Raw genomic sequence first — 22,268 nt, forward strand, 5'->3', positions numbered from 1 at the left:
GAGTCGTCAATGAAATTCAAATTGAGTTCGACAAAACGTCCCTCGGCAGTCGAACGCCGCAAGAAAAACCCGCGTGATATCGTGACGGACGGCATCGATGTTCAGATCGAGTCCATCCAGGCCGCTGAAAAGGGCGAGGTGTTCACCGTGACCCGTCATCGGTACTTCGATGTGACCGAAGATGGCGTCACGAAGAAGGTAAAAAAGGAAATCCAGTCCAAACCGAAGCAGTGGTGGTGGCAGGATGGCGACCTGTTCCTGACCGAAATCCGCTACGGTTCTTCCGCCGTCGTTCAGCTTGAGGAAGGTATGCCCAGCATCGAATGCGGCAAGTCCTTGAAGGACGTGATTAAAACCCTCGAAGAGATCAAGAAAGCCGTCTTGGTCGGGGAGTTCGACGACCGCATTGCCGTCGCCCGTCAGCAAGCATCCCGCAAGAAGACGGCGTAGCTACGCCGCCTTCCTGTTCGCCCTGGCGGCGGCAATCCGTTGTTCGGCGAGCTTGATGAACTTCCCTTCGAGTTCGAAGCCCAGATAGCGACGATCCAGTTCGACCGCAGCAACTCCCGTCGTCCCCGACCCCATGAAGGGATCGAGAACGAGGTCACCTTCACCGCTGTAAAGCTTGATCAGACGGCGGGGAAGTTCGACGGGGAATGGGACGGGATGACCAACACGGGTTGCCTTCTCAGGAGTAATGTTCCAGATCGAGCGGGTTAAATCGGCGAAATCGTCGCTGGAAATCGGTTTGATCCCTCGATACCGGTCACGCAGATCGGTGCGGCAGTAATCCCCTTTTGAGAAGACAAGCACGTACTCGTGAACATCCCGCAGTACCGGATTGGACGGCTTCCCATGCGACCCCCACCCAAAACCGGCAACGCCTCCGCCCTTGTTCCAGATGATTTCTCCACGAGGCAAGAAACCGACTTCCTCCATCATCAAATGGATATGGGCGGTCAAAGGAATATAGGGCGAGCGACCCGTGTTGTTGATGTTGATACAGACCCGGCCACCTACAACGGTGACCCGATGGATTTCCACGAACACCTTGCGAAGCCAATCCAGGTAGTCGTCGAACGGACGGTCGTCGTCGGTGTTTTCGCCATACCCGATCCCCACGTTGTACGGTGGCGAGGTGACTGTCAGATGGATCGAATCGTCCGGCAACAGCGACATGTCCTCGCAGGACTGGTTGAAAACACAGTCCATGAGAGGGCGGGCATCGTTGTCGTTCGCCACGGCAGGGACTGGTTCAGGCAATCGCTCCCCGATCTGGCGGGCATAGATATCGAGCAGAGGCGTCTGGTAGGTCGGAATGATCACTTCTTGCCCTTGCTGATTTCCACTCACGGAATAGCCGACTTGATGGACAATCGGGCGGTGCTGGGAGAAAGCCTCTCGAACTGTCCGTGAATCGTTCAAGGTAATCAGAACATCGTGCTGGCATGCCTCGACGGCTAGAGTGAAGCCCTCCAGGTCGAAATCCCCGAATTCATACATCCGATTGCCGACTTCTTCGTATGGAGGATCGGCGAAACAGAACACGTCGTTTCCCGGAGCCGACAGAACATCGCGGTAGTCTTGGCAGGTGATATGGATGCCTTGCAGCAGTTCAGAGAAACCGTTGAGGCGTTCGATCTTCGACCGGGTGACCGCCTCGCCCGCTTCGACCCGCTTGCGAGCGAATCCGTATCCTGTGTTTTTTGTTCCCCGCACGATCTGGTGCTTCAAGAACGTTGCGACTGCCGTATCCATCAAGTCTTCGCTTTCGTTCCAGTCGAGCCATTGGCGGTACAGGTCTTCCGAGCCACCGCCATGAATATCGTAGAGGTACAGGAGACGACCGATCAGGTCTGCCGGTTGCTGCTGCAAAATGTTGTGGAAAGCGAAGACCTGCGGATCGAGGTCGTTGATCCAATACCGTTCGCAAGGATGATGGCGGCGGATATGGAAGAACATCGCCGCTCCACCCGCGAAACACTCACGGTATTCGCGGTAGCCATCGGGACGCAGCCCCGACAGCGTTTCCGCCATCTTTGCTTTACCACCGGGGTAGGCGAGCGGCGTGCGTTGATGATCAGCCAATCGTATCAACATTACGCCGCCTCCTTCATCGCCGGTTTGGTGGCTTTCCGTTTGACGCCGATGCGGCGGAACTCGTCGGCTTCGATCAACCACTCGACCGGAGTCACGACACTGGGCCGGGTCGTGATCTTCGACCAATGGTGCTTGATCGGAATATCGGGAATGGTCGGATGGGAGCGATCCGCCACGTGGAGCATTCCCGGTAAAGCCGAATTGAAATAGTCGGTGAACGGACGGTGATTGCCCCAGATGACCAGGGCGAGGCCCTCGGGAAAGGCGGTCTTGGCGGTTTGCAAGTCGCCGATACGCCCTTTGCGGAACTTGACCTTGCCGTGGAAGAACCAGACTTTCGCATGATAGGCGACGTAGTGTTGCCAATAGCGGTTATGCTGACGAGCCGGAATCAAGCCGACAATGCTTTCGCATGCAGGAGCCTTGCAGCGAGCAGCGTCCCTGGTCGGGGCATTGGGAAATTCGCCGCACCAAGTGGACTCCGCTGCCTTCTTCAGCCAAGGCTTCAGATCGTTGAAAGGCGGATTGATGAACATCCGACCCTGCCACGGTTGGGTCAAGCCGTCATCTTCGACGGTATAGTGGCGGTTCGCCCAAACAGGGGCCTGCGGTCCCTTGATCGGCGAACAGGGATCAATGTCAAACGGTTGGTCGCCATTGGCGGCGTACAGATGATCCAGAATCCAATCCGGCGTGTACCACTCGGGGTTACGCTTTCCCCGTTTCGGGTCGAGGAACAGTTTTTGCGTGTCTTCACCGACCGGCACGGATTTAGGCAATTCGCGGATGTTGTCGTTTGCCGGAGCTTCCAGATCAAACAGCGGCTCTCCAATCTGGCGGGCGTAGACCGAGTACAGCGGAGCATCATAGTTCGCCGCCAGGAGTTCTGCCTTTTCTGAATGTTCGCCCATGCTGCTGTGATAGGTCCGCAGGATGGGTTTCATGTCGGCGAAGCGTAAGCGGTTCGCGGGACTGTCGTTGACCTTCACGAGGCAATCGTGGGAGCAGTTACGGACCAAGGCGGAAAGTTCCTCCAAGTCCTCTTCACCGAACGGGTACATGGTAGGGCCAACGTCTTCGAACGGCGGATCAGCATAGTTGAGAACGCCGTCACCCGGTTCCGCCAACACGTCGCGGTAATCCAAATTGGTGATCTTCACGCCTTGGAGAAGCTCAGAGAAGCCGAGGATGTTGTCGATGAAATGCTTCTTCACCCCACGACCTTCGCGGACATAGCTCGGATTGTAACCGGATTTCCCGTTGGTTCCCCCGTAGTCCAGGCGATTGCGAACCCAGAATCCCGCCGCCGCCTCGATGGCGTCGTCGGAACCGACCATGCTTTCGGCCAGCTTGAACAGGTCCTCGCTGCCGAGGCCATGTTCGCCTCGGATGGCGTGCAGACGGCCAACCAGATCGTCGGCCCGATCCCGGACCATGGTCCAGAAGTTGACCAGATGAGGGTCAAGGTCGTTCCACCAAAAACGCTCGGCAAGACCGCGACGGATCATGGTGAAGGTCATAGAGGCTCCACCGCCGAAGGCTTCGCGGAATTCCGTGACCACGGTCGGACGCAGGTTCACCTTCAAGTCGGCGGTGCGATAGTCCCCACCGGCATTGCGGAGGGAACTGGAGCAGGTATCGTGGAGGCGGACAAGCATTATGCGGCCTCCTTCTCATCGTCGTTGGCGGCGAGGAATGCCGCCACGGCGGTCTCGTCGCTCTCGACCACACGCAGCACGGTGATCGAGCCGTCCTCGGCGATCTCGCCCAGGAGCAGGACCTTGCGGGCGGAACCCTTCGGAGCGGGAGAGATTTCCATGATGTCGGCGGACGGGGATGCCGTGAATTCGTCGTTGGCGACGCTCGGGGTAGCGGCGGCGGTCTTGGCGGTCGGCACCGACGCCTTGCGGGCGGCGTGATACTGCTTGACGCAATGATCAACGCCGCCGTTGGCGAGGTAGGTCTCAGCCATCTCGACCGGCACGCCCGCCTCGTCCAGGTGGGCGAGGACCAGCGACCAGTTGCCGTGCTTGCGGCGGTGATCGTACTTGAAGTCGCTGAGATTGTGGAACACGAGCTTGATGACCAGCAGGGCGAGCGGTTCGCTCGCCTGCCCGGTGACACGCACACCCGCCTCGGTGGCGAGGGCGACGAATGCGTCGGGTGACTGCTTGGCGGTCAGGTACAGGTCGCACGCATGAGCCAGGACCTGATACAGAGCCGCATGGCTGCCGTCGAGGGCGACGGCATAGGCGTTGACGCTGGCGATGGTTGTGGTGAGTTTGTCATGAAGCTGGGTCATATCGATCTCCTCCATCAAGCCGCCGCCTTGAGGGCGGCTGCGGCAGGTTCACAATTGAGGGGATCGTTATCGTTGGCGGCGATGGGAGCCGGGGCGGTCTTGCTGACCGTGGGGGCGATCCAGGTGATCGCAGGGGCGTTCAGAGCGGTGTTCTTGGTGATTTCGAGATGCTTCGTCATGGAGTCCTCCTGTTGTTCAAGATGACTCCATGGGATCACAGATCCAGAATCCGTCAATACTGAGCAGATCGAAAATATTTCTCTCCGAAAGTATTGACACGAAAATTGTCCAACAAATATCCGGGCCTAGCCGAGAATTTTTTTCTCAATTTTGTAGCCGCTTATGCCGCCCCCAGTTCGCGAAGTAGGTCTTCAGCTTCTCCGCAGTTTCCAAGTCTGGGGGAGGTAGCATATCTTCGCCGGTAACCAAATTCTGGAGGTGGAAAGGCAAAACGATGGGGCTGAATGGCTCCTGTTTTTCCTGTCGAAGGTCCCGATCATTTTCCGCATGTAGGTAGAACCGCTCTAGCATGCGAAACGACGTTCCCATCCATCGGCGAACCTTGTCGGCGGGAACTTCTTCATATGCTCGTTCCGTCGCATAGGTATGCCTCCAGGAGTAATAGGCCAGTTCCTCGGACATGCCCCCTGTATCACGCATGCCTGCCAGATCAAGCAAGGTCCTGAAGGAACGATTGGCTTTCTTGATCTGCGTGCCGTCCGGGTTATGAAAGATGTAGTCACTCGGTTCGGTGTCGTGCTTGTCGAAGTGGCGATAGACTTTCTGGATTTCGCTCAACAGGCTTGCGAAACCGGCAAGAGGCACGACGATCCGGGCGTGCTTCTTGTTCTTGCAATGGCGGGGCTTCAGGTCGATGCCAAAACTGACTCCACCCTGTGTATCGAATCCTTCAACGAGATCGGAGAACCGCAGCTTCTTTACCTCTGACGGACGACATCCCGTCAAGTAGATGAACATCATCATGTAATGGCAGAGAATCCATGGGCGTTTCGTCGGCTCGTGCGGACATCGCAGAATGCGACGGATCGAGTATTCCTGAAGCCGAACAACCTCGTCTCGATCAAAGGCACCCCTCCGATCTCCTTCGCCTTCGAGCTTTGGGAACTCTGGAACCTGGGTCTTGCTGAGGTATTTCCGGCTGACCGCCCAATCGAAAAGCCACATAAGATGGTTCCGCTCTTTGGCGAGTGTGTCCCGTGAAGGTTTTTTAGGTTTGTGCGTGCGGGTAATGGTTTTGCCATTCCGCTCGTAGGTGATTTCCTCTTCCTTATGAGTTCTGTGATAGGCGATCCGGTAACGGTGGTATTGAACGAGATCATCATCGGTAATGCCGCCGATGTCGTATTTGCTGAAAAACGGGGTGTAGTACCGGTTCATCGAGGTTTGCAGTCGCTCTAACTTCCAGGCCGGTTCGTTTCCCTCTTCGACCAACGCCTCGAAATCGGCGAGGAATTCCAGAGCGATTTTTTTGAAAGGCTTGTTGACGACGCTATGACCTTTTTTGAGGTCCCGGCGAGCTTCAGCAAAAAGCTCCCTGGCTCTGTTCTTTGCCCGATCCAGGTTGGCTTCCCCGGTGCCGCGTTCGATGCGACCGGCATCCGCACTGACCCGCTTTCCGCCCGATAAGGTGATCCTAGCGGTCCAAGTATTCCTGCCCTTTTTCCTTCTCAGCACGACGGGTATATCGTCAAAGACATACTCGTCCGACCCCTGTCCTGCCATGCCGTGCTCCAAGCAGTTGATCCAGTTCACCGTAACTCGATTCTGATGTGCCCCCAGGATGTCCCCAGAATTTCCATTCCTTATGGCTTACCCAACGCCCAACCAGACGGAATTTCAATGTCCGCTATTAGTCTTTATTTTGCAATAAATTATAGAAGATAGTAACACGAAAAACGGTAGCGAATGATGTAAGAAATTACCTACTTGATCACCATTCACACGGCGGGGGTCACAGGTTCAATCCCTGTCGTGCCCACCATTTTTCCAAAGAATGTTTGAGCGCCGCGGATGATTGGTTGTCATCTGATCGGCGCTTTTTTTCTTAGATGCCCCCAAGAGTTGCGGGAGAGTGTTTGCGAAAACGTGGGAGAAAAGCCAAGGGATGGGGCGGGGTGGGCTAAAAAATCCCTGAGTTTTCAGTCCGCACAAAGCGGATATCCATGCGGAAGTCGCGACCCAATCCCCCCGTATAGTGGATAAAAAAGTTGTTGCCCCAGATGGCGTTGGCAACCATCGACCGGATTCGTTGATTGTCGCGAACCGAGGGCCAGACGATAAATGGATAGTGGTCCAGCAAGGCATATAAAATGTCGCAATTGAACCTTGGGTCCAGGGGCTTTACCGATTTGTTTTTGAACAAATGATAAGATAACGGCATGTTGTCGGCCATGGACATCGGGGTCTCTTGATAGCCGTCATACACGGTGCGCAATAGGTCGCGGTGCAGGCGGGGTTTTAGCACCAGGACACCAGTGTTGGTCCAGTCATCCACATCTCCCGGGAGCCCCGCATCCGTGTAATGTTCGGGGATGGTGCGGTGCCGGAACTGCCCTTCCAAAGCCTGATTCAGTCGGCTTTCCAAGACGGAGTAGCCATCTTCGTACTTCAAAACCTGACCGTAGCTGAGGGCTCCAACCAGATCCGAATTGTGCGCCTCGACGATGCAGGGCGCGCGATGATGATTGATCGCTACATCCCCATCGATCCAGACCACCGAGTCGTAGTCTCGAACCTGTTCATGCTCCAGGATTAGGCATTTCTGCCAATGGGGGCGGCGATCCCGGGAACGGGGTGAAGGGTCAATGTAGTCGTCGATAACCACAATGTCGTAGCCGTGGGCCTTGGCATAGGGTTCCCAGGTGGGTTGGAAGTGCTGGGCCCAAAGCTGTTGATGGAATTCACCGATAAGGACCGTGACAAGCGCTTTTTTTTCCGACATGACCCCGATACATCCCAAATTCGAACCCGATGGTAGCGGAACCGGTCTTGGTTGGGAAGAATGTCCCCGTTGTGAGTGCCTCGAATCCGACGGTTGCCTCCTTATTGGGGCGACCATTTGGCGACCTTTCATTGCTCCGCGACAAAGCCCCTATGCCATGGTCGTCGCCCACAATCCGGAGTCGCCTGAAGAACGGTCAATTTCCGTGGACGCCCCCCTGTGATTGGGTATTCTGTGGGCCGCATACATCACGCACACAAGACAGGAGCGCGGCATGGCGAACTACTCGGATGTTGATTATGGCCCTCTCGAACAGCTTCTAGGAACGTGGAAGGGAGATCAGGGTGTTGATATCGCCCCGGAACCTGATGGGGAGGAAAACAACCCCTATCACGAGACCATTACCTATGAGGATATTGGTGACCTCAGCAATGCCGAGGAACAAAAACTCGCCGCCGTCTATTACCGGCAAATTGTCCGACGGAAGTCCAATGACGAGATATTTCACGACCAAACCGGCTATTGGATTTGGGATCGGGATAAGAAGCTCGTCATGCATTCCTTCGTGATTCCCCGGGCTGTCAGTGTGGTCGCCGGTGGCTTGTATTCGGGTGAAACCGATGGTGAAGGGCGGGTTGTCATGGAACTGACGGCGAAACTGGGTGATCCGGAATTCGGAATCGCTCAGTCTCCTTTCATGTCCAAGAAGGCGTCATCCATGGAATTTCGTCAAAAGGTCATTGCGGGCGGTGGGAAGATGACCTATGCGCAGACAACCCTGGTCGATATTTATGGCAAGGTGTTCGAGCATACGGACGACAACGCGCTGAACCGCGTATAACAGCGCGATCGTGAGTGCGACGGCCCACCCCGCGGGCCGGGCGCATTCATCGAAGCTATTCCATGGCAAACTGATAGGCCGCCAGGGCGAGGCCCATGTCGATACCGATCAGTCGATTGAGCACTTTGGTCAGGTCATGACAGCGGGAGGCCTGATCCCCGTACTTATCGTACAGGGCATCGATCATGCGGTTTTGGAAATAGGTGTATCCGCCGATATACCACTCGGGCTCCAACCCGATTTCGCTATGAACCTCGCCGACGCGACGGACGCTGGCCTCGTAGTCGGCGGAAAACTTGAAATCGAACAGCATCGCCCAGTGGGTTTTTTGCGCCATGCGGAGGCGGGTCACGTTCATTTGGCGAAATTCCCGATCATCGGAAAAACGTTCCAGCCGATCGTAGAAATCCTCCAAGATGCCATCCAGACAAGGCTCGATCGCGGACCAAAGGTCTGCAACGTCAACCGGGTCCGTATCCTTTAGCTCGGTGAACTGAAGCTGTTGTTCAAGCGCCTTGGACGTTTTTTTACCGCCGCTCCATTTAAATTTTGCCATTGGTTTTTCCGATTCCCCATCAGTGTGGTTTTTCCCTCATGTTAGAGGGACGACGGCCTTCTTGTCCAATTCCGTGAAACGGTGGCCCTTTGAAGACAATGATCGAGTGCCCGGGCGACCGGAAAGAAGTTCATGCCCCGAGATTGAGGAGGACTTTCATGCTGTCAGTCCTGGCCGTTCAATCGATTCCCCGCAGGGTCTCTTCGATCAGGAAATCGACCACCTGTTTGAGGGCTTCTTGTTTATCGGCGCCATTTTCAACTGCTTGTTCAAAAACACGCATTTGCCGATCGGCGCAGGTTCCATTGTCCACGAGGCTGCGGGCATGGGCCAGTTCCCGTTGGCAGTCCAAGGCTTCGGCATCTTCGGCGGTCAGTTCGAGCAGTTCATCCATCAATTGACCTGACGGGACCAGGCGCCCTCGGCCAAAATCGACCAGTCCTTTGTCGAAGCCGTAGCGTTGCGCCCGCCAACGGTTTTCCTGAATCAGCATATCGGCATAGATTCGCCAACGCTGATTGTCATGGGCCAAGCGGTACAGCATGCGCAGGATGCAGGTATAGAGCGCGGCCACCGACAAAGCGTCGTCCAGGCGGGTGCAAATATCGGTGATCCGCATTTCGAGGGTCGGGAACTTGTGTGCCGGACGCACATCCCACCATATCATCGAAGGATCCTCGAACAGCCCGGCCTTGGCCAGGACTTTCCAATGGCGCTCGTATTCGGCCCATGAATCGAAGCGTTCCGGCAGCCCCGTTCGAGGCAGTTCATCGAACACCGCCAGCCGGTACGATTTCAAGCCAGTACGATGGCCGCGCCAGAACGGCGACGAGGTGCTCAGGGCCAGCAGGTGGGGGAGGAAATAGGACACCTGATTCATCAAGTCGATGCGCAGTTCGTCATCCTCGATCCCCACATGCACATGCATGCCACAGATCAGCAGCCGCTGGGCCACCGCTTGCATATCCTCGGCCAGAATATGATAGCGCGCCTTATCCGTGTGCTTTTGGTCCATCCATTGGGCGAAGGGGTGGGTGGAGGCGGCGATGATGGCATAGCCATGCTTGTTTGCCACGTTGGCCACCCGCGAGCGCAGTCGCTGGAGGTCGGCCCGGGCGGCGTGGATATCCCCGCAGACCGAGGTCCCCACTTCGATTTGAGATCGCATGAACTCCGGGCGCACCAGATTGCCCACCGCCTGTTCGCAGTCCTCGAACAGGGCATCGGGCGGATCGACCACCAGGTCGCGTGTCTCGTGGTCAATCAGCAGGTATTCTTCCTCGATGCCGATGGTGAAACTGGGCTCCGCGTACGGCATCGCCTTCTCCTGTCAGAAATGCTCGACCCGGTGCAGGTCATCGCGGGCCAGGATCGGCCCCAGTGCCTTGGCCAGCCGATCGGCCCAGGCATCGGCGCCTTCGGGTGTTTCCACCAGATCCTGGCGAATTTCAACTGCCACGTTGGGCAGTCCGGCGCTTCCGGCATGCAGGTCGATGGTATAGGCGGTCAGCTTGCCCGAATAGGGCTCATTGTCGCCCACATGCAAGTCGTCTTCCAAGCGCAAGGCATCAATGAGCGGCACCGCCAGGCGCGGGTCGCGGTTCCATAGCACCCCGATATGCCAATAGCGGTCCTCGCCGTTCATGGTCGGAGTGAAGGTATGGATGGAGAACAGGGCAGGCGGCTTGCCACCGGCGCGCCATAGGTGATCCACGCCGTTGGAGATGGCATGGTGATAGGGGTGAAAGAAGACCTCGGCCCGCTCGATCATATCCTGCTCGGACAGCCCCTGATTTCCGGGAATGCCGGTCTGATCACTGATTTGAGGAATGGCGGTGGGGTCGCCGGGCGCGCGATTATTGTCGATCAACAGGCGCGAGTAACCTGCCATCACCGCCATGGCATCCAGCCGTCTAGCCAATCCCCGCACGACCCCGTCGGCACCGATGTCATAGGCGATATGGCGGGTCAGATCGTCGGAATGAAGTCCCAGGCTGTTCAACGAGGCGGGGATGGCATTGGAGTTGTGGTCACTGACAATCAAGACCGAGGCATTACCCTGCGGATTGACCACTTCAAACAGCGGCGGATCGCCAGGGCCGAGTAGATCGGCGGCACCGGGATAGGGAGTGGGGTCCATGGTCTTGGCGTACATGCTATGACTATAACGCGACTCGGCGCCGGGTGGGACTGGGAATTGTGCGATGCGATGGACATTTTTTCCGTTGATGATTGGGGCATTGCTTCTGAGCGACCTTGCGCGGGCGGACACCCGCGCCTGGGTGGTTCAAACGCTCAATGCGGAACTGAATAAAACGGACCCGGATTACAATGTGCTGGCCTCCCTGACTTTCCCTCTAACGGCGGGGTTCCATCAGCACCAATCGGAGGCAGGTCACGTTTTGGACCGAGTGTATCAATACCTAGGTGGCCTGCATTCCAACCCGCCAGGGTGCGCCAAGCTGCCCGATGTCTTGCTGATGGCCGGATTCCTGGCGCCGACGGGAAGAAAGGTTGAAACCGACTGGGCAGAGGCAGCATTTCGTCAATGCGCCACCGGCACCCAACCCTTTGACACCGCCAACGCCCTGATCTTTTTCTGCCGCTACACCCAGGAAGACCATGATCGACGGGTGCCCGGCGGCGTGGCGCGGTTGCTGGAGCGCCAACGCCTGGACGGCGCCTTCGTGGACGACAAAAAGCAGCTGGATTTCTATCTCACCACCCATGCAGTTCTCGCCCTGCACGACTGCCGGGCGGCCAGCGAGGAAATGAAAAAGGGGGCTGCCTGGATGGTGCGTGCGCTGCCTGACATGGCCCGGGCCGGATTTCTGGACGGGCTGGCGGAAAGCCTGATCTTTCTGGATTGGATGCGGGTGCCCGTACGCGAGAAAGCCCGAATCCTGGATTGGTTGCGGCGACAAGTACGATCGGACGGGGGGCTGTGCTTTGTCGGCGAAGATAACTGCCGCTCCCATTGGCATGCCACAAGCCTGCTTTTGTACCTGCTGGATCATTCCCGGCCATGACCCCATCCGGTCGGTATGCCTTTCCGGCCCTGATGCTGGGAGCAACGGGTATTGCCTTTGCGCCTCTGTTCGTGCGTCTGAGCGAGATGGACCCGACGGCCACCGCCTTTCACCGGGTATTCCTCGCCCTGCCGTTGCTGTGGATGCTGACTCCCCTGGATCTGCGACGGGGCGGCGAACGTCCGACCACACACCGGGACCGGGTCAAATTGCTGCTGGCCGGAGTCTTTTTCGCGGGCGACCTGGCGCTGTGGCATTGGTCCATCATGTTCACCTCCATCGCCAATTCCACCCTGCTGGCCAATTTCGCGCCGCTGTTTGTCACCCTTGGCGCGGTGATGCTGTTCAAGGAGACCGTCTCCCGGCTGTTTTTGATGGGACTGGCCTTGGCCCTGGCCGGGGCCCTGGGACTGTTCGGCGACAGTCTCGATCTGGGCGGCACTCATCTGCAAGGGGATCTTCTGGCCCTTGCGGCGGCGGTGTTCTATGCCGCCTATCTCCTCGCGGTGGGGCGCTTGCGGGCGCGCTTTTCGGTGCTCTCGGTGATGGCCTGGACCACGGCGGGAACGACTCTGGCCCTGCTTCCCGTGGTCCTGTTGTCGGGAGAATCCTTATGGACTGCCTCGTCCATGGGCTGGCTGATACTGTTGGCTCTGTCTTGGTTTTCCCATTGCGGCGGGCAAGGGTTGATTGCCTTTGCCCTGGCCCACCTCCCGGCTCCCCTGTCCTCGGTGAGCCTGCTGGTACAGCCGGTGATCGCCGCCGGGCTGGGCTGGGTCTGGCTGGGCGAGGCCTTGAGCCTGCCACAGGCCTTGGCCGCGGCCGTGGTGCTTTGCGGGATCTATCTGGCGCGGCGGGGCAGCGACTAACGTTTGGCCTCGGCGGCCTTGCGCTTGGCTTCTTCCACTTCCTCGGCCGTCAGCTGATTTTTGGTGGCGGCCAGCCAAATGGTGCAGATTCGCACCCAGTTATCCACCGAATCGGAGCGCTGCACGGCCAGATGCGGGACGCTGTTGCAATAGATGGCCAGCGGCTGGCCCGAAGAGGCCGTCTGTTCCCCGGGCGCCGCCATGGCGGTCGAAGCCAGCATCAAACCCAGGGTCGCTACGAGTATTTTTTTCATCCGTTCATCCCCATATGGACAGGGTGGGTTATACTATTCACAGGACGATTGTTTGCTCATCCGGGGCCCGGGTCAACGGGTTCCGTGGTTGGTCAGAGGAGGAGTCCCATGCTTATCGGCGTCCCCAAGGAAATCAAGGTCCGTGAATACCGGGTCGGCATGACCCCCGGCAGTGTCCGCGAGGCGGTCCGCCACCATGGCCACGAAGTCTTGGTGGAGACCGGTGCCGGAGCCGGAATCGGCTGCGATGACAGGGACTATGGCGCCGCCGGGGCACAGGTGGTGGATACGGCCGATGAGGTCTTTGCCCGCGCCGAGATGGTGGTCAAGGTCAAGGAGCCGCAGCCCGAGGAAATTGCCCGCCTGCGCGAGGGCCAAGTGCTCTTTACCTATCTCCATTTGGCGCCGGATCCGGATCAGACCCGCGGCTTGTTGGATAGCGGTGTCACCGCCATTGCCTATGAGACGGTCACCGACGATCAGGGCCGCCTACCCTTGCTGGCGCCCATGAGCGAAGTGGCGGGGCGCATGGCCTCCCAGGTGGGGGCTTGCTGCCTGGAAAAGGAACAAGGCGGCGCGGGGGTGCTCTTGGGCGGTGTCCCGGGTGTGGCGCCTGGGCGAGTCACGGTTCTTGGTGGCGGGGTGGTGGGGACCAATGCGGCACGCATCGCCTTGGGTCTGGGCGCCGATGTGACCATCTTGGACAAATCCCCCACCCGGCTGGCTGAACTGGATGATCATTTTGGCCCACGTCTGAAAACCCTGTTCGCCACCATGGAAACGGTGGAGCAGGCGGTGGACCGGGCGGATCTGGTCATCGGCGCGGTGCTGGTTCCTGGTGCTTCGGCACCCAAGCTGGTGACCCGCGATATGTTGGGCCGCATGCGTCCCGGTTCGGTGCTGGTGGATGTGGCCATCGATCAAGGGGGCTGTTTCGAAACCAGCCGTCCGACCACCCACGACAATCCCACTTACATGGAACAGGGCATGGTCCACTACTGTGTTGCCAACATGCCCGGCGCGGTGCCGCGCACCTCGACCCAGGCGCTGAACAACGCCACGTTGCCCCGTGTGCTTGCCTTGGCTGACAAGGGGTGGCGTAACGCCCTATCGGCGGATCCGCACCTGCTTAACGGCTTGAACCTGCATGCGGGTCGATTGACCTGTGCGCCGGTGGCCGAGGCTCAGGGGCTCGACTACGTCGACCCTATCGGATTCGATCAAATACGAAAAACGTGACCGATTCTGATAGGTCAGCGTGTGTTGGAGAGTGACGGGTTATTTCCAGCATCCGATTCGGGCGACGAATTTCTTGGCATGAGCAAAGCGGGCCTTCTGAGCAAGGGGCGAACTGTTTTTGTCGGCTGTCGTCACCTTGACCTTGTTGCGTCCGAGAAATTGGCGGACCGCATCAAGACGGATGGCAAAGCTCAGGTCGGTGACCAGCTTGCCGGTTTTTTCTTTCATTTTTGGCGCATTGACTTTGGCCACAACCACGCCAGCGATATGACCGGCTTCGTTGATGGCCGGACCGCCGCTATTGCCCGGGAAGACCTCGCCCTTCATGCTGAACCAGGGGTGGCGGTCTCCTAGCTTCTTGCCATAGGTCGCCGGAATGTATTTCGGATTGATGGGAGGCAGGGTTTTAGTGGGATAGCCAACCGCCGCCAGCGGTGCGCCCGCCGCCGGATGGGCTTCCGCTTGGAAGGCTGCGACGCCCACGGGCGTCAGGGTGCTTTTCAGCAGGGCCAAATCAACCCCTTCCCAGATATCCAGCAGTTCGGCCTTGCCTGCTTGATTGCTCGGGGTCTCGACGGTGATCAGTTTGCACCCGTTGATAACGTGGTGATTGGTCAGCAGGTGGCCGCCGGGGGTAATGAAAAAACCGCTGCCAATGCCGGTTTTCTTGCGCCCCTTGGTCAGCTTCTCGAGCGGATCGAAAGCGTCCGCGTCACGGATGATCTTACCATCGGCGCCCCGCCGTATGATGCCACCCTTCCAGCCCGACAGATCGGACGGAGCACTATTGGCAGGATCCCACACGGCACCGGCAAACACCGTGGCGACGACCAAAGGCAGCAGGAGTTTGACGCAGTTGCTTTGCGCCCCTCTCGCCCCTCTCGCCGATCTCCACGTGTTCATGGCCATCCACTGCTCCCTGAACTGACCCGTCGCTCCATTGTTTCCGAGAGGCGTCCTGAAGTCCACAACTCACAACACAACGAAGGGCGGAGGATTGCTCCTCCGCCCCAGGTCTCTCCCCCAAATCCGATAGGGTCTATGCCGTTACTCGGCCGGCTTGGCCGGGGCCGCGGGCTGGGGAGCCATCGGCTGCTGGGCATAGGGGTTGCCGCCCATGGCGCCATAAGGGGCAAAGCCCGGATGGTTGCCATAGGGACCCTTGGGGCCATGCTCAAGGAAGGCTTCACGGCGGGCGTCACGCTGCTTCATCATGGCGGCGCGCTGCTCTTCGGCCTTCTTTTTCATGGCTTCCATTTGCTCGTTGGTGGGGCGCTGAGGGGCTTCAGCCTTGCGGGCTTCGGCGGCCTTCTTGGCCTCTTCCTGGCGAGCCTTGGCTTCAGCCTGGTGTTTTTCCATCTTCGCCTTGGCTTCGGCCTGATGCTTTTCCATCTTGGCCTTGGCTTCGGCCTGACGGGCCTGCATGGCTTCTTTCTGCTCTTTGCGGCCTTCGAAAGCCTTGCGCATCTGTTCGGTGCGCATGGTTTCCAGATCTTCGCGGCTCAGCGGCGAGAAGACATCTGAAGTCTTCATGTTGGCTTCGGCCAGCGCCTTCATGGCGGCCTGTTGCTTCTCGGCAGCGGCCTTGAAAGCGTCGCGACGGGCCTTGCGGTCCTCTTCGCTCAGCGGGCCCTTGGTGCGCTGCGTGGACACATTGCGCATTTCCTGCTCGGCGTCCTGCATGGCCTTCAAGGCATCCATGCGAGCCTGCCAGGCGGCGCGCACTTCGGCGGTCTTTTCGGCGTTGTATTTCTGCGCCTGCGCCTGCATCTGCTGGGCGGCTTCCATCATCTTCTGGCCATATTCCATCATCTGCTTGGCCATCTTTTCCTGATGGGCGCGAATGGTCTCGGCATCGGGCGCCTGGTATCCGGGGCCGTAGCCCTGGAACTGGGGTGCCTGGGGCGCAGGCGCCGGGTCGGCGGCCTGGGCGAAAGTGAAAGCACCGGCGGCAACGAATGCAGCCAGGGCGGTGGTCGTAAACAGCTTCCTCATGATCAATCCCCCGAAAGAAATAAAGATACACTGCACCTGGGCCGACGTGTTTCGTGGCTGGTGAATAGATGCAATATATATTAGTGGGCACTAATATTCAAGGGCACTAATATAATTCATTGCATGTCATTGGATTCCTTATCGGAATCGCTGGCATGGCGGTCTCTGAGCGGGGCCACGGCGTCCTGAATCCGTTGGGCCAAACCGCGTGCACGGGCCAGAGAATCGGCCATGGTTTGATCGTCATTGTAGAGGCCGTTGATTTCCAGCGTCATGCTGGTCCCGGCGGGCAAGGCCTGACCCACCAACGAGCGTTCAAAATCAATGTTTCCCCAGCCCAAGGGCAGGTGCATATCGCCCATGCCATAGGCCATGACCTCTTTATAGTTGGCCCGCTCCAGAGTCGGCACGCGACCAAACGAATCGTGGAGGTGCAGATGCCGGGTCAGAGGCGCCATGATGGTCAGATCGGCGCGCAGGTCGCTGTCATGCAGGGCGGCGGCAATATGGGCATGGCTCACATCAATGGTGGCGCGCAGGGCCGGGTGACCGACCAGTTCCACCTGAGCGGCGATACTGGCCGTGTCGATGCCGTGATTGTCCAACTCACCGCGCAGCGACTCCAAAATCACTGGCATGTTCTCCAAGCACAATGTCACGCCACGGGGTTCGGCATATTGGGCCAACAGGCTCAAGGCCTGGCGTTCCATGGCCAACAGGCCGTCCCGGTCGCCCACCAGGTGATGGGGATCGACCCAGCCCGGATGAATCACCAGCACGGGGGCGTCCACGGCCTGCCCGAAATCGATACAGGCTTTGGCCACGGCCATGTGCAATGCCGCGTGGATAGGGTCCATGAAATTAAGGATCAACGGCGCGTGCAGAGTGATGCCGATATCGTGCCGTGCGATTATCCCGGTCAGTTGTTTCAGCCGCACCGGATTCAACTGTCCGCCGATGACCACCGCACAGGTGGTGATGGGCAGTTCCGCATGATCAAAGCCGATGTCGGCCATTTGGCCCAGGCGGCGGTCAAGCCCCTCGGGGGTTTCGGCCGCCACCATGGCGCCGATGCTGTCGATGATTTTCGTCATGGCATTGATATAGCCATCCCGGGACCCTGAATCCAGTTGGTCTTTCATGACAGGGGCGGCGGGGGACGGTGCTTTATCCTTGCCGCCGTTATGGTGTAATGGTACACCTGATGCATTATTCATCGCCCTTTAACCGGGGCAGGGGGACCCGCCGGTCCAGGGGAAACGGGAAGGCGGGACGCATCACACGAGGAGACAGGCCATGAACTGGGACGTTTATCCGTACATCCAATTGGTCATCGGTGTTGGCATGCTGGGCTACCTGTTCCTCGGTTGAGGACAGCACAGCAACAACAGTCGTGATGACGAAAGGGCGGTCTTCGGGCCGCCTTTTTCTATGTTCCTTCCACCAGCGTCAGCCACTCTGCCTCGTCCAGAATATTGATGGTACCGATCTCCTCGGCTTTCTTGCGCTTGGAGCCCGCGCCCGGACCGGCGACCAGGATATCGGTCTTCTTGGAAACGGACCCGGCCACTTTGGCGCCCAGTGATTCGGCGCGGGCCTTGGCTTCGGCGCGGGTCATGGTCTCCAGGGAACCCGTGAACACAACGGTCTTGTCGGCCACCGGTGAATCGCCGACGGTGGGCGCCTCGAAGGCCTGAACATTCAACAGGTCTTGCAAGGCATCCACCACGGCGCGGTTATGGGGTTCGCTGAAAAAGGCCAGCAGATCGTCGATCATGGAAGGACCGATTCCGTCGATCTCCGACAACTGCTGACGGGCCTCGGAACCGACCAGCGAGGCCGCATCCATGGCCTCGCGCCAAGCGTCCAACGTGCCAAAGTTCTTGGCCAGGGTCTTGCCTGTGGCCTGGCCGATCTGCGGGATGCCCAAGGCATAAATAAAGCGGTCCAGGGCAATGGTCCGCCGGGCGGCAATGGCGGCGATCAGGTTCTCCGCTGATTTTTCCCCCCAGCCTTCGCGATCAGTTAACTGTTCGGCCCTCAGTGAGAAGATGTCCTGGGGTTGTTTGACCAGTCCGTCCTCCCAGAAGGCCTCCACCTGTTTTTTGCCCAGGCCCTCGATGTCGAAGGCATCGCGCGAGACGAAATGCTTCAGCCGTTCCACCGCCTGGGCCGGACAGATCAGACCGCCGGTGCAGCGGGTGCGGGCCTCGCCTTCCATCCGTTCGGCATGGCTGCCGCACTCGGGGCATTGAGTTGGAAACGCATAGGGGGCGCTATCGGCGGGGCGTTGCTCGGGGACGATTTCCACCACTTGTGGGATCACGTCCCCGGCCCGTTGGATCACCACCGCGTCGCCCTCGCGGATGTCCTTGTCCTTGATGTAGTCCTCGTTGTGCAGGGTGGCGCGGGAGACCACCACACCGCCGACGGTGACCGGCTCCAGTTCCGCCACTGGAGTCAGGCTGCCGGTGCGCCCCACCTGAATGCTGATTTTGTTCAGCCGGGTCACCGCTTTCTCCGCCGGAAATTTATGGGCGATGGCCCAGCGTGGCGAGCGGGCGACGAAGCCCAGGCGCTTCTGCCAGTCGGTGCGGTTGACCTTGTAGACAATGCCGTCAATGTCATAGTCGAGGCTCGCCCGGGCGGCTTCGATGTCCCGGTACAGGGCTATGATCTTATCGAGGGATCCACAGACCCGGGCCAGGGGATTGGTGGGGAAGCCCCAGGCCTTCAAGGCATCCAGATAGGCCTGTTGGGTCACCCACCCCCTGCCCACCACCTCGCCCCAGGCATAGGCGAACAGGCTCAGTTTTCGCTCGGCGGTAATCCGGGAATCGAGCTGCCGCAGGGAACCCGCCGCCGCATTGCGCGGGTTGGCGAAAACCTTGTCGCCGTTGTCCGCCTGGCGGGCGTTGAGGGCCTGGAAATCCGTCTTGGCCATATAGACCTCGCCGCGCACTTCCAGCACCTCGGGCGCCCCGGCGATGGTCTCGGGAATCTCCGAAAGGGTGCGCAGGTTAGCGGTGATGTCCTCGCCGGTGGCACCGTCGCCCCGGGTGGCACCGCGCACGAAGTGCCCTTGCTCATAGCGCAGGGAGACTGACAGGCCATCGATCTTTGGCTCGGCCAGAATCTCCACCGGTTCATCTTGGGTCAGCTTCAAAAACCGCCGGATGCGGTCGAGGAAGTCGGCCACGTCGGCCTCATCGAACGCATTGCCCAGAGACAGCATGGGAACGGCATGGGCCACCTTGCCAAAGCCGCTGGCCGGGGCGGCGCCGACTCGTTTCGACGGGCTGTCGGGGCGGACCAGGTCGGGAAAAGCAGCTTCAAGCGCGTCATTGCGTTGGCGCCGTGCGTCGTAATCGGCATCGGATATGGTGGGGGCGTCGTCCTGGTAATAGGCCTTGTCATGGGCGGCGATGGCCTGGGCCAGTTCTTCCAGTTCGGCGGCGGCCTCCATGGGCAGCAGGTCTTCCACCGGCCTGTGGTTTCCGCTCATGGCGCCCCATCCAGCAAGCTATCGGCGGCGGCGCGGGCCGCTTCGGTGACCTCGGCGCCCGACAGCATGCGCGCCACTTCCTCGCGGCGTTTGCCATCATCCAGGGGCGAGACGGTGGTGCGGACCTGCTCGTCGGCGGCGGCCTTGCTGACCTTCCAATGGTGGCTGCCGCGAGCCGCCACCTGTGGCGAGTGGGTGACCACCAGAACCTGCACCTGATGGGCCAGCCGTCCCAGACGTTCGCCCACCGCATGGGCCACGGCACCGCCGACCCCGGAATCCACTTCGTCGAACACCAGGGTGGGAATGGGGTCCGCATCGGCCAAACAGGCTTTCAAGGCCAACATGAAACGCGCCAATTCGCCGCCCGAGGCGATCTTGTTCAGCGCTCCGGGCGGGCTGCCCGGGTTGGTGGACACCCGGAAGGCCACCCGGTCGCGGCCCTGCGGCCCCCAATCGGCGGGATCGTCGCGGGTCTCCACATGGGTCGCGAACACCGCCCGCTCCAGTTTCAAGGGCGGCAGTTCGGCGGCGACGGCCCTGTCCAGGTTCCCGGCGGCGGCGCGGCGTCCCTGGGTCAGCCGGTCGGCGGCGCGTAGATAGGTCTCGCGGGCGGCCCGGGCTTCCTTGCGCAGGGTTTCAAGTTGGGCGCCGTCGTCTTCCAGGCCGTTCAACTGTGCGTTCAGGCGGTCGAGCAATGCGGCCAGGGAGTCCACCGCCACATTGTGCTTGCGGGCGGCGGCGCGCAGGGCGAACAGGCGTTCCTCCACCTGGTCCAGATGGCGCGGGTCCAAGTCCACGGCCTGGGCCGTGCGCTGGATCTGATCGCGCCCTTCCGCCACTTCCATGGCGGCCCGGTCCAAGGCCTCGATGGCTTCGTCCAGGCGTCCATCCATCTTGTCGGCGATGCGTTCCAGTTGGCGCAGAGCGGTGCGTAGGGCGTTTTCCACACCGTTGCCCTTGTCCAAGGCGGTGGTGGCGGCGGACATGGCTTCGATCAGCTTTTCGCCGTTCTGCATCATGGTGCGGTTTTCCGCCAGTTGCTGTTCCTCGCCCGGCTCCGGGGCCAGTAGGTGCAGTTCCTCCACCGCGTGGCGCAGGAAGTCCTCGTCCCGGCGGGCCTGTTCCAGATCGGCTTCGGCCTGGGTCACTGCCCGCTCCGCCTCGGTCCAGGTCCGGTGGGCCTTGCCCGTTTCTGCCAGGGGCGCGTGGAGACCGGCATAGTTATCGAGGATGGCCCGGTGGCTGGCCGGGTCGAGCAGCCCCTGAGTATCGAACTGTCCATGCACCTCGACCAATGCCGCGCCCAGTTGTTTGAGCAGGCCTACGCTGGCCGGTTGATCGTTGACCCAGGCCTTGGATCGTCCGTCCGGATTGACCACCCGGCGCAGAATCAGATCGCCGTCGGCGGCATCCAGTCCCTGTTCATTGACCAAGACCCGGGCCGGATGATCCGGGGCTAGATCAAAAGCGGCGGTGACGGAAGCTTGCGCCGTGCCGTGGCGCACCAGACGGGCCTCGGCCCGTTGTCCCAAAGCCAGTCCAAGGGCATCGAGCAGAATGGACTTTCCGGCACCGGTCTCGCCGGTCAACACACAGAGTCCGGGCTGAAAATGCAGATCGAGGCGGTCGATGAGTACCACGTCCCGGATCGAAAGGCTGGCCAGCATGAGACGAGTCCGCTCCGGTTACCAGACTTCCCACCAGGGGGGATCGGCTTTTTCGTTGTGGGGAATGACGCGCGGATCATCTTTGTCGTCACCCCAGAAATTGTACCAGGAGTCTTCTTCTTCATCCGGACGGCGGAACTTCTTGTTTTCGACCATCTCGAAGGAATCGATATACCACTCGTTGCCGGGGAAGTTATGGCCGAGCACGGCGGCTGTCCGTTTGGCTTCGTCCACGATGCCCAGGGCCAAATAGGCTTCCACCATTCGATGCAAAGCCTCGGCCACGTGAGTGGTGGTCTGGTATTCCTCAATGACCCGCTTGAAACGATTGATGGCGGCAAGGTAGTGACCTTGGCGCAAATAATAGCGGCCAATCTCCATTTGCTTGCCGGCCAAATGGTCCACGGTAAGGTCGAGCTTGATCTGGGCATCCCGGGCATAGCGGCTGGCGGCGAAACGAGAAGTGACTTCTTTCAGGGAATCGGTGGCCAAGGCGGTCATTTTCTGATCTCGGGCGACATCAGAAATCTGTTCATAGTAGCTAAGCGCCTTCAAATAGGTGGCATAGGCCGCATCCTTGTGCGACGGATGGAGCTGCAGGAACCGGTCCAGGGCGACAATGGCTTCGTCATAGGCGTTATTCATATAGTGGGCGAATGCAGCCATGATCTGGGCTCGGGTGGCCCACTTGGAATAGGGATGTTGCCGCTCGACCTCGTCGAATTTCTTGGCGGCGGCGGCGAAATCCTTTTCCTCCAGAGAGCTCTGTGCCTCGTTGTAAAGGTCCGACACGGGGCGTTCCACGTAGTCTTCCAACTTGCTTTCGCCACAGCCGACCAGCAGCCCCGCAAGCAGCAGAATGGCGAAAACTGCTCGGAGCTCAATTAATTGGGCGTGAATGTTTGGTAGCGTCATGATCGAACTCGGTTCCCTGGCAACGGCGCGG

At 59.5% G+C, this 22,268-nt stretch carries 21 protein-coding genes; 5 read left to right on the plus strand and 16 right to left on the minus strand.

The window, feature by feature from the left end; all coding sequences use genetic code 11:
• Positions 1–9: 9 nt before the first annotated feature.
• Positions 10–450 carry a hypothetical protein gene (locus MGMAQ_RS03930; RefSeq protein WP_052716096.1) on the plus strand — a complete coding sequence of 147 codons (441 nt, stop codon included), beginning with the start codon at positions 10–12 and terminating at the stop codon, positions 448–450.
• Here MGMAQ_RS03930 and MGMAQ_RS03935 read toward each other — a convergent pair whose 3' ends face one another.
• The 6 genes from MGMAQ_RS03935 to MGMAQ_RS03955 form a co-directional block, all read right to left on the minus strand.
• Positions 451–2,100, minus strand: a complete 1,650-nt coding sequence (locus tag MGMAQ_RS03935) for a DNA methyltransferase (protein WP_046020522.1) — start codon at positions 2,098–2,100, stop codon at positions 451–453.
• Positions 2,100–3,758 carry a DNA N-6-adenine-methyltransferase gene (locus MGMAQ_RS19270; protein ID WP_052716097.1) on the minus strand — a complete coding sequence of 553 codons (1,659 nt, stop codon included), beginning with the start codon at positions 3,756–3,758 and terminating at the stop codon, positions 2,100–2,102. The genes MGMAQ_RS03935 and MGMAQ_RS19270 overlap by 1 nt, the downstream gene beginning before the upstream one ends.
• Positions 3,758–4,417 carry a hypothetical protein gene (locus MGMAQ_RS03945; protein ID WP_046020523.1) on the minus strand — a complete coding sequence of 220 codons (660 nt, stop codon included), beginning with the start codon at positions 4,415–4,417 and terminating at the stop codon, positions 3,758–3,760. The genes MGMAQ_RS19270 and MGMAQ_RS03945 overlap by 1 nt, the downstream gene beginning before the upstream one ends.
• Positions 4,417–4,581, minus strand: coding sequence for a hypothetical protein (locus MGMAQ_RS20945; RefSeq protein WP_158498766.1), 165 nt, complete (start codon positions 4,579–4,581; stop codon positions 4,417–4,419). Before MGMAQ_RS20945 ends, MGMAQ_RS03945 begins: the two co-directional genes overlap by 1 nt.
• A 145-nt stretch (positions 4,582–4,726) precedes the next feature.
• Positions 4,727–6,157, minus strand: a complete 1,431-nt coding sequence (locus MGMAQ_RS03950; protein ID WP_148560837.1) for a tyrosine-type recombinase/integrase — start codon at positions 6,155–6,157, stop codon at positions 4,727–4,729.
• A 385-nt stretch (positions 6,158–6,542) separates the two neighbouring features.
• Positions 6,543–7,364 (minus strand): hypothetical protein, encoded by an 822-nt coding sequence (locus MGMAQ_RS03955; RefSeq protein ID WP_046020525.1) that lies wholly within the window; start codon positions 7,362–7,364, stop codon positions 6,543–6,545.
• 223 nt (positions 7,365–7,587) lie between these two features.
• Between MGMAQ_RS03955 and MGMAQ_RS03960 the strand changes: the two genes are divergently transcribed.
• Positions 7,588–8,205: a heme-binding beta-barrel domain-containing protein gene (locus tag MGMAQ_RS03960; protein WP_148560838.1), complete on the plus strand. Its 618-nt coding sequence runs from the start codon at positions 7,588–7,590 to the stop codon at positions 8,203–8,205.
• A gap of 55 nt (positions 8,206–8,260) precedes the next feature.
• On the opposite strand, the gene MGMAQ_RS03965 is transcribed toward MGMAQ_RS03960, so the two are convergent.
• The 3 genes from MGMAQ_RS03965 to MGMAQ_RS03975 form a co-directional block, all read right to left on the minus strand.
• Positions 8,261–8,761 (minus strand): protoglobin domain-containing protein, encoded by a 501-nt coding sequence (locus tag MGMAQ_RS03965; RefSeq protein WP_046020526.1) that lies wholly within the window; start codon positions 8,759–8,761, stop codon positions 8,261–8,263.
• 178 nt (positions 8,762–8,939) lie between these two features.
• Positions 8,940–10,079 (minus strand): carboxylate-amine ligase, encoded by a 1,140-nt coding sequence (locus tag MGMAQ_RS03970; protein ID WP_046020527.1) that lies wholly within the window; start codon positions 10,077–10,079, stop codon positions 8,940–8,942.
• A 12-nt stretch (positions 10,080–10,091) separates the two neighbouring features.
• On the minus strand, positions 10,092–10,916 hold the full coding sequence (locus MGMAQ_RS03975) for an N-formylglutamate amidohydrolase (protein WP_082085249.1): 825 nt from the start codon (positions 10,914–10,916) through the stop codon (positions 10,092–10,094).
• A 73-nt stretch (positions 10,917–10,989) separates the two neighbouring features.
• Between MGMAQ_RS03975 and MGMAQ_RS03980 the strand changes: the two genes are divergently transcribed.
• Positions 10,990–11,790 (plus strand): hypothetical protein, encoded by an 801-nt coding sequence (locus tag MGMAQ_RS03980; protein ID WP_158498767.1) that lies wholly within the window; start codon positions 10,990–10,992, stop codon positions 11,788–11,790.
• Complete coding sequence (locus MGMAQ_RS03985; RefSeq protein WP_046020529.1) at positions 11,787–12,659, plus strand: DMT family transporter; 873 nt, start codon at positions 11,787–11,789, stop codon at positions 12,657–12,659. The genes MGMAQ_RS03980 and MGMAQ_RS03985 overlap by 4 nt, the downstream gene beginning before the upstream one ends.
• Here MGMAQ_RS03985 and MGMAQ_RS03990 read toward each other — a convergent pair.
• Entirely contained in the window at positions 12,656–12,913 is a 258-nt protein-coding gene (locus MGMAQ_RS03990; RefSeq protein WP_046020530.1) for a hypothetical protein, read from the minus strand. The genes MGMAQ_RS03985 and MGMAQ_RS03990 overlap by 4 nt on opposite strands.
• 108 nt (positions 12,914–13,021) lie before the next feature.
• On the opposite strand from MGMAQ_RS03990, the gene ald reads away from it, so the two are divergent.
• Positions 13,022–14,152, plus strand: a complete 1,131-nt coding sequence (ald, locus tag MGMAQ_RS03995; protein ID WP_046020531.1) for an alanine dehydrogenase — start codon at positions 13,022–13,024, stop codon at positions 14,150–14,152.
• A gap of 39 nt (positions 14,153–14,191) precedes the next feature.
• Here ald and MGMAQ_RS04000 read toward each other — a convergent pair whose 3' ends face one another.
• The 6 genes from MGMAQ_RS04000 to MGMAQ_RS04025 form a co-directional block, all read right to left on the minus strand.
• A complete protein-coding gene (locus MGMAQ_RS04000) occupies positions 14,192–15,055 on the minus strand; it encodes a serine protease (protein WP_158498768.1) in 864 nt (287 codons plus the stop codon).
• A gap of 144 nt (positions 15,056–15,199) precedes the next feature.
• A complete protein-coding gene (locus MGMAQ_RS04005) occupies positions 15,200–16,147 on the minus strand; it encodes a hypothetical protein (RefSeq protein ID WP_046020533.1) in 948 nt (315 codons plus the stop codon).
• A 116-nt stretch (positions 16,148–16,263) separates the two neighbouring features.
• A complete protein-coding gene (locus MGMAQ_RS04010) occupies positions 16,264–17,289 on the minus strand; it encodes a sugar phosphate isomerase/epimerase (protein WP_052716099.1) in 1,026 nt (341 codons plus the stop codon).
• Between the two features lie 287 nt (positions 17,290–17,576).
• Positions 17,577–19,652, minus strand: coding sequence for an NAD-dependent DNA ligase LigA (ligA, locus tag MGMAQ_RS04015; protein ID WP_046020534.1), 2,076 nt, complete (start codon positions 19,650–19,652; stop codon positions 17,577–17,579).
• Entirely contained in the window at positions 19,649–21,322 is a 1,674-nt protein-coding gene (gene recN, locus MGMAQ_RS04020; RefSeq protein ID WP_046020535.1) for a DNA repair protein RecN, read from the minus strand. Before recN ends, ligA begins: the two co-directional genes overlap by 4 nt.
• An 18-nt stretch (positions 21,323–21,340) precedes the next feature.
• Positions 21,341–22,237 (minus strand): outer membrane protein assembly factor BamD, encoded by an 897-nt coding sequence (locus tag MGMAQ_RS04025; protein ID WP_046020536.1) that lies wholly within the window; start codon positions 22,235–22,237, stop codon positions 21,341–21,343.
• Positions 22,238–22,268 lie beyond the last annotated feature (31 nt).

Source organism: Magnetospira sp. QH-2 (assembly GCF_000968135.1).
Classification (GTDB): Bacteria; Pseudomonadota; Alphaproteobacteria; order Rhodospirillales; family Magnetospiraceae; genus Magnetospira.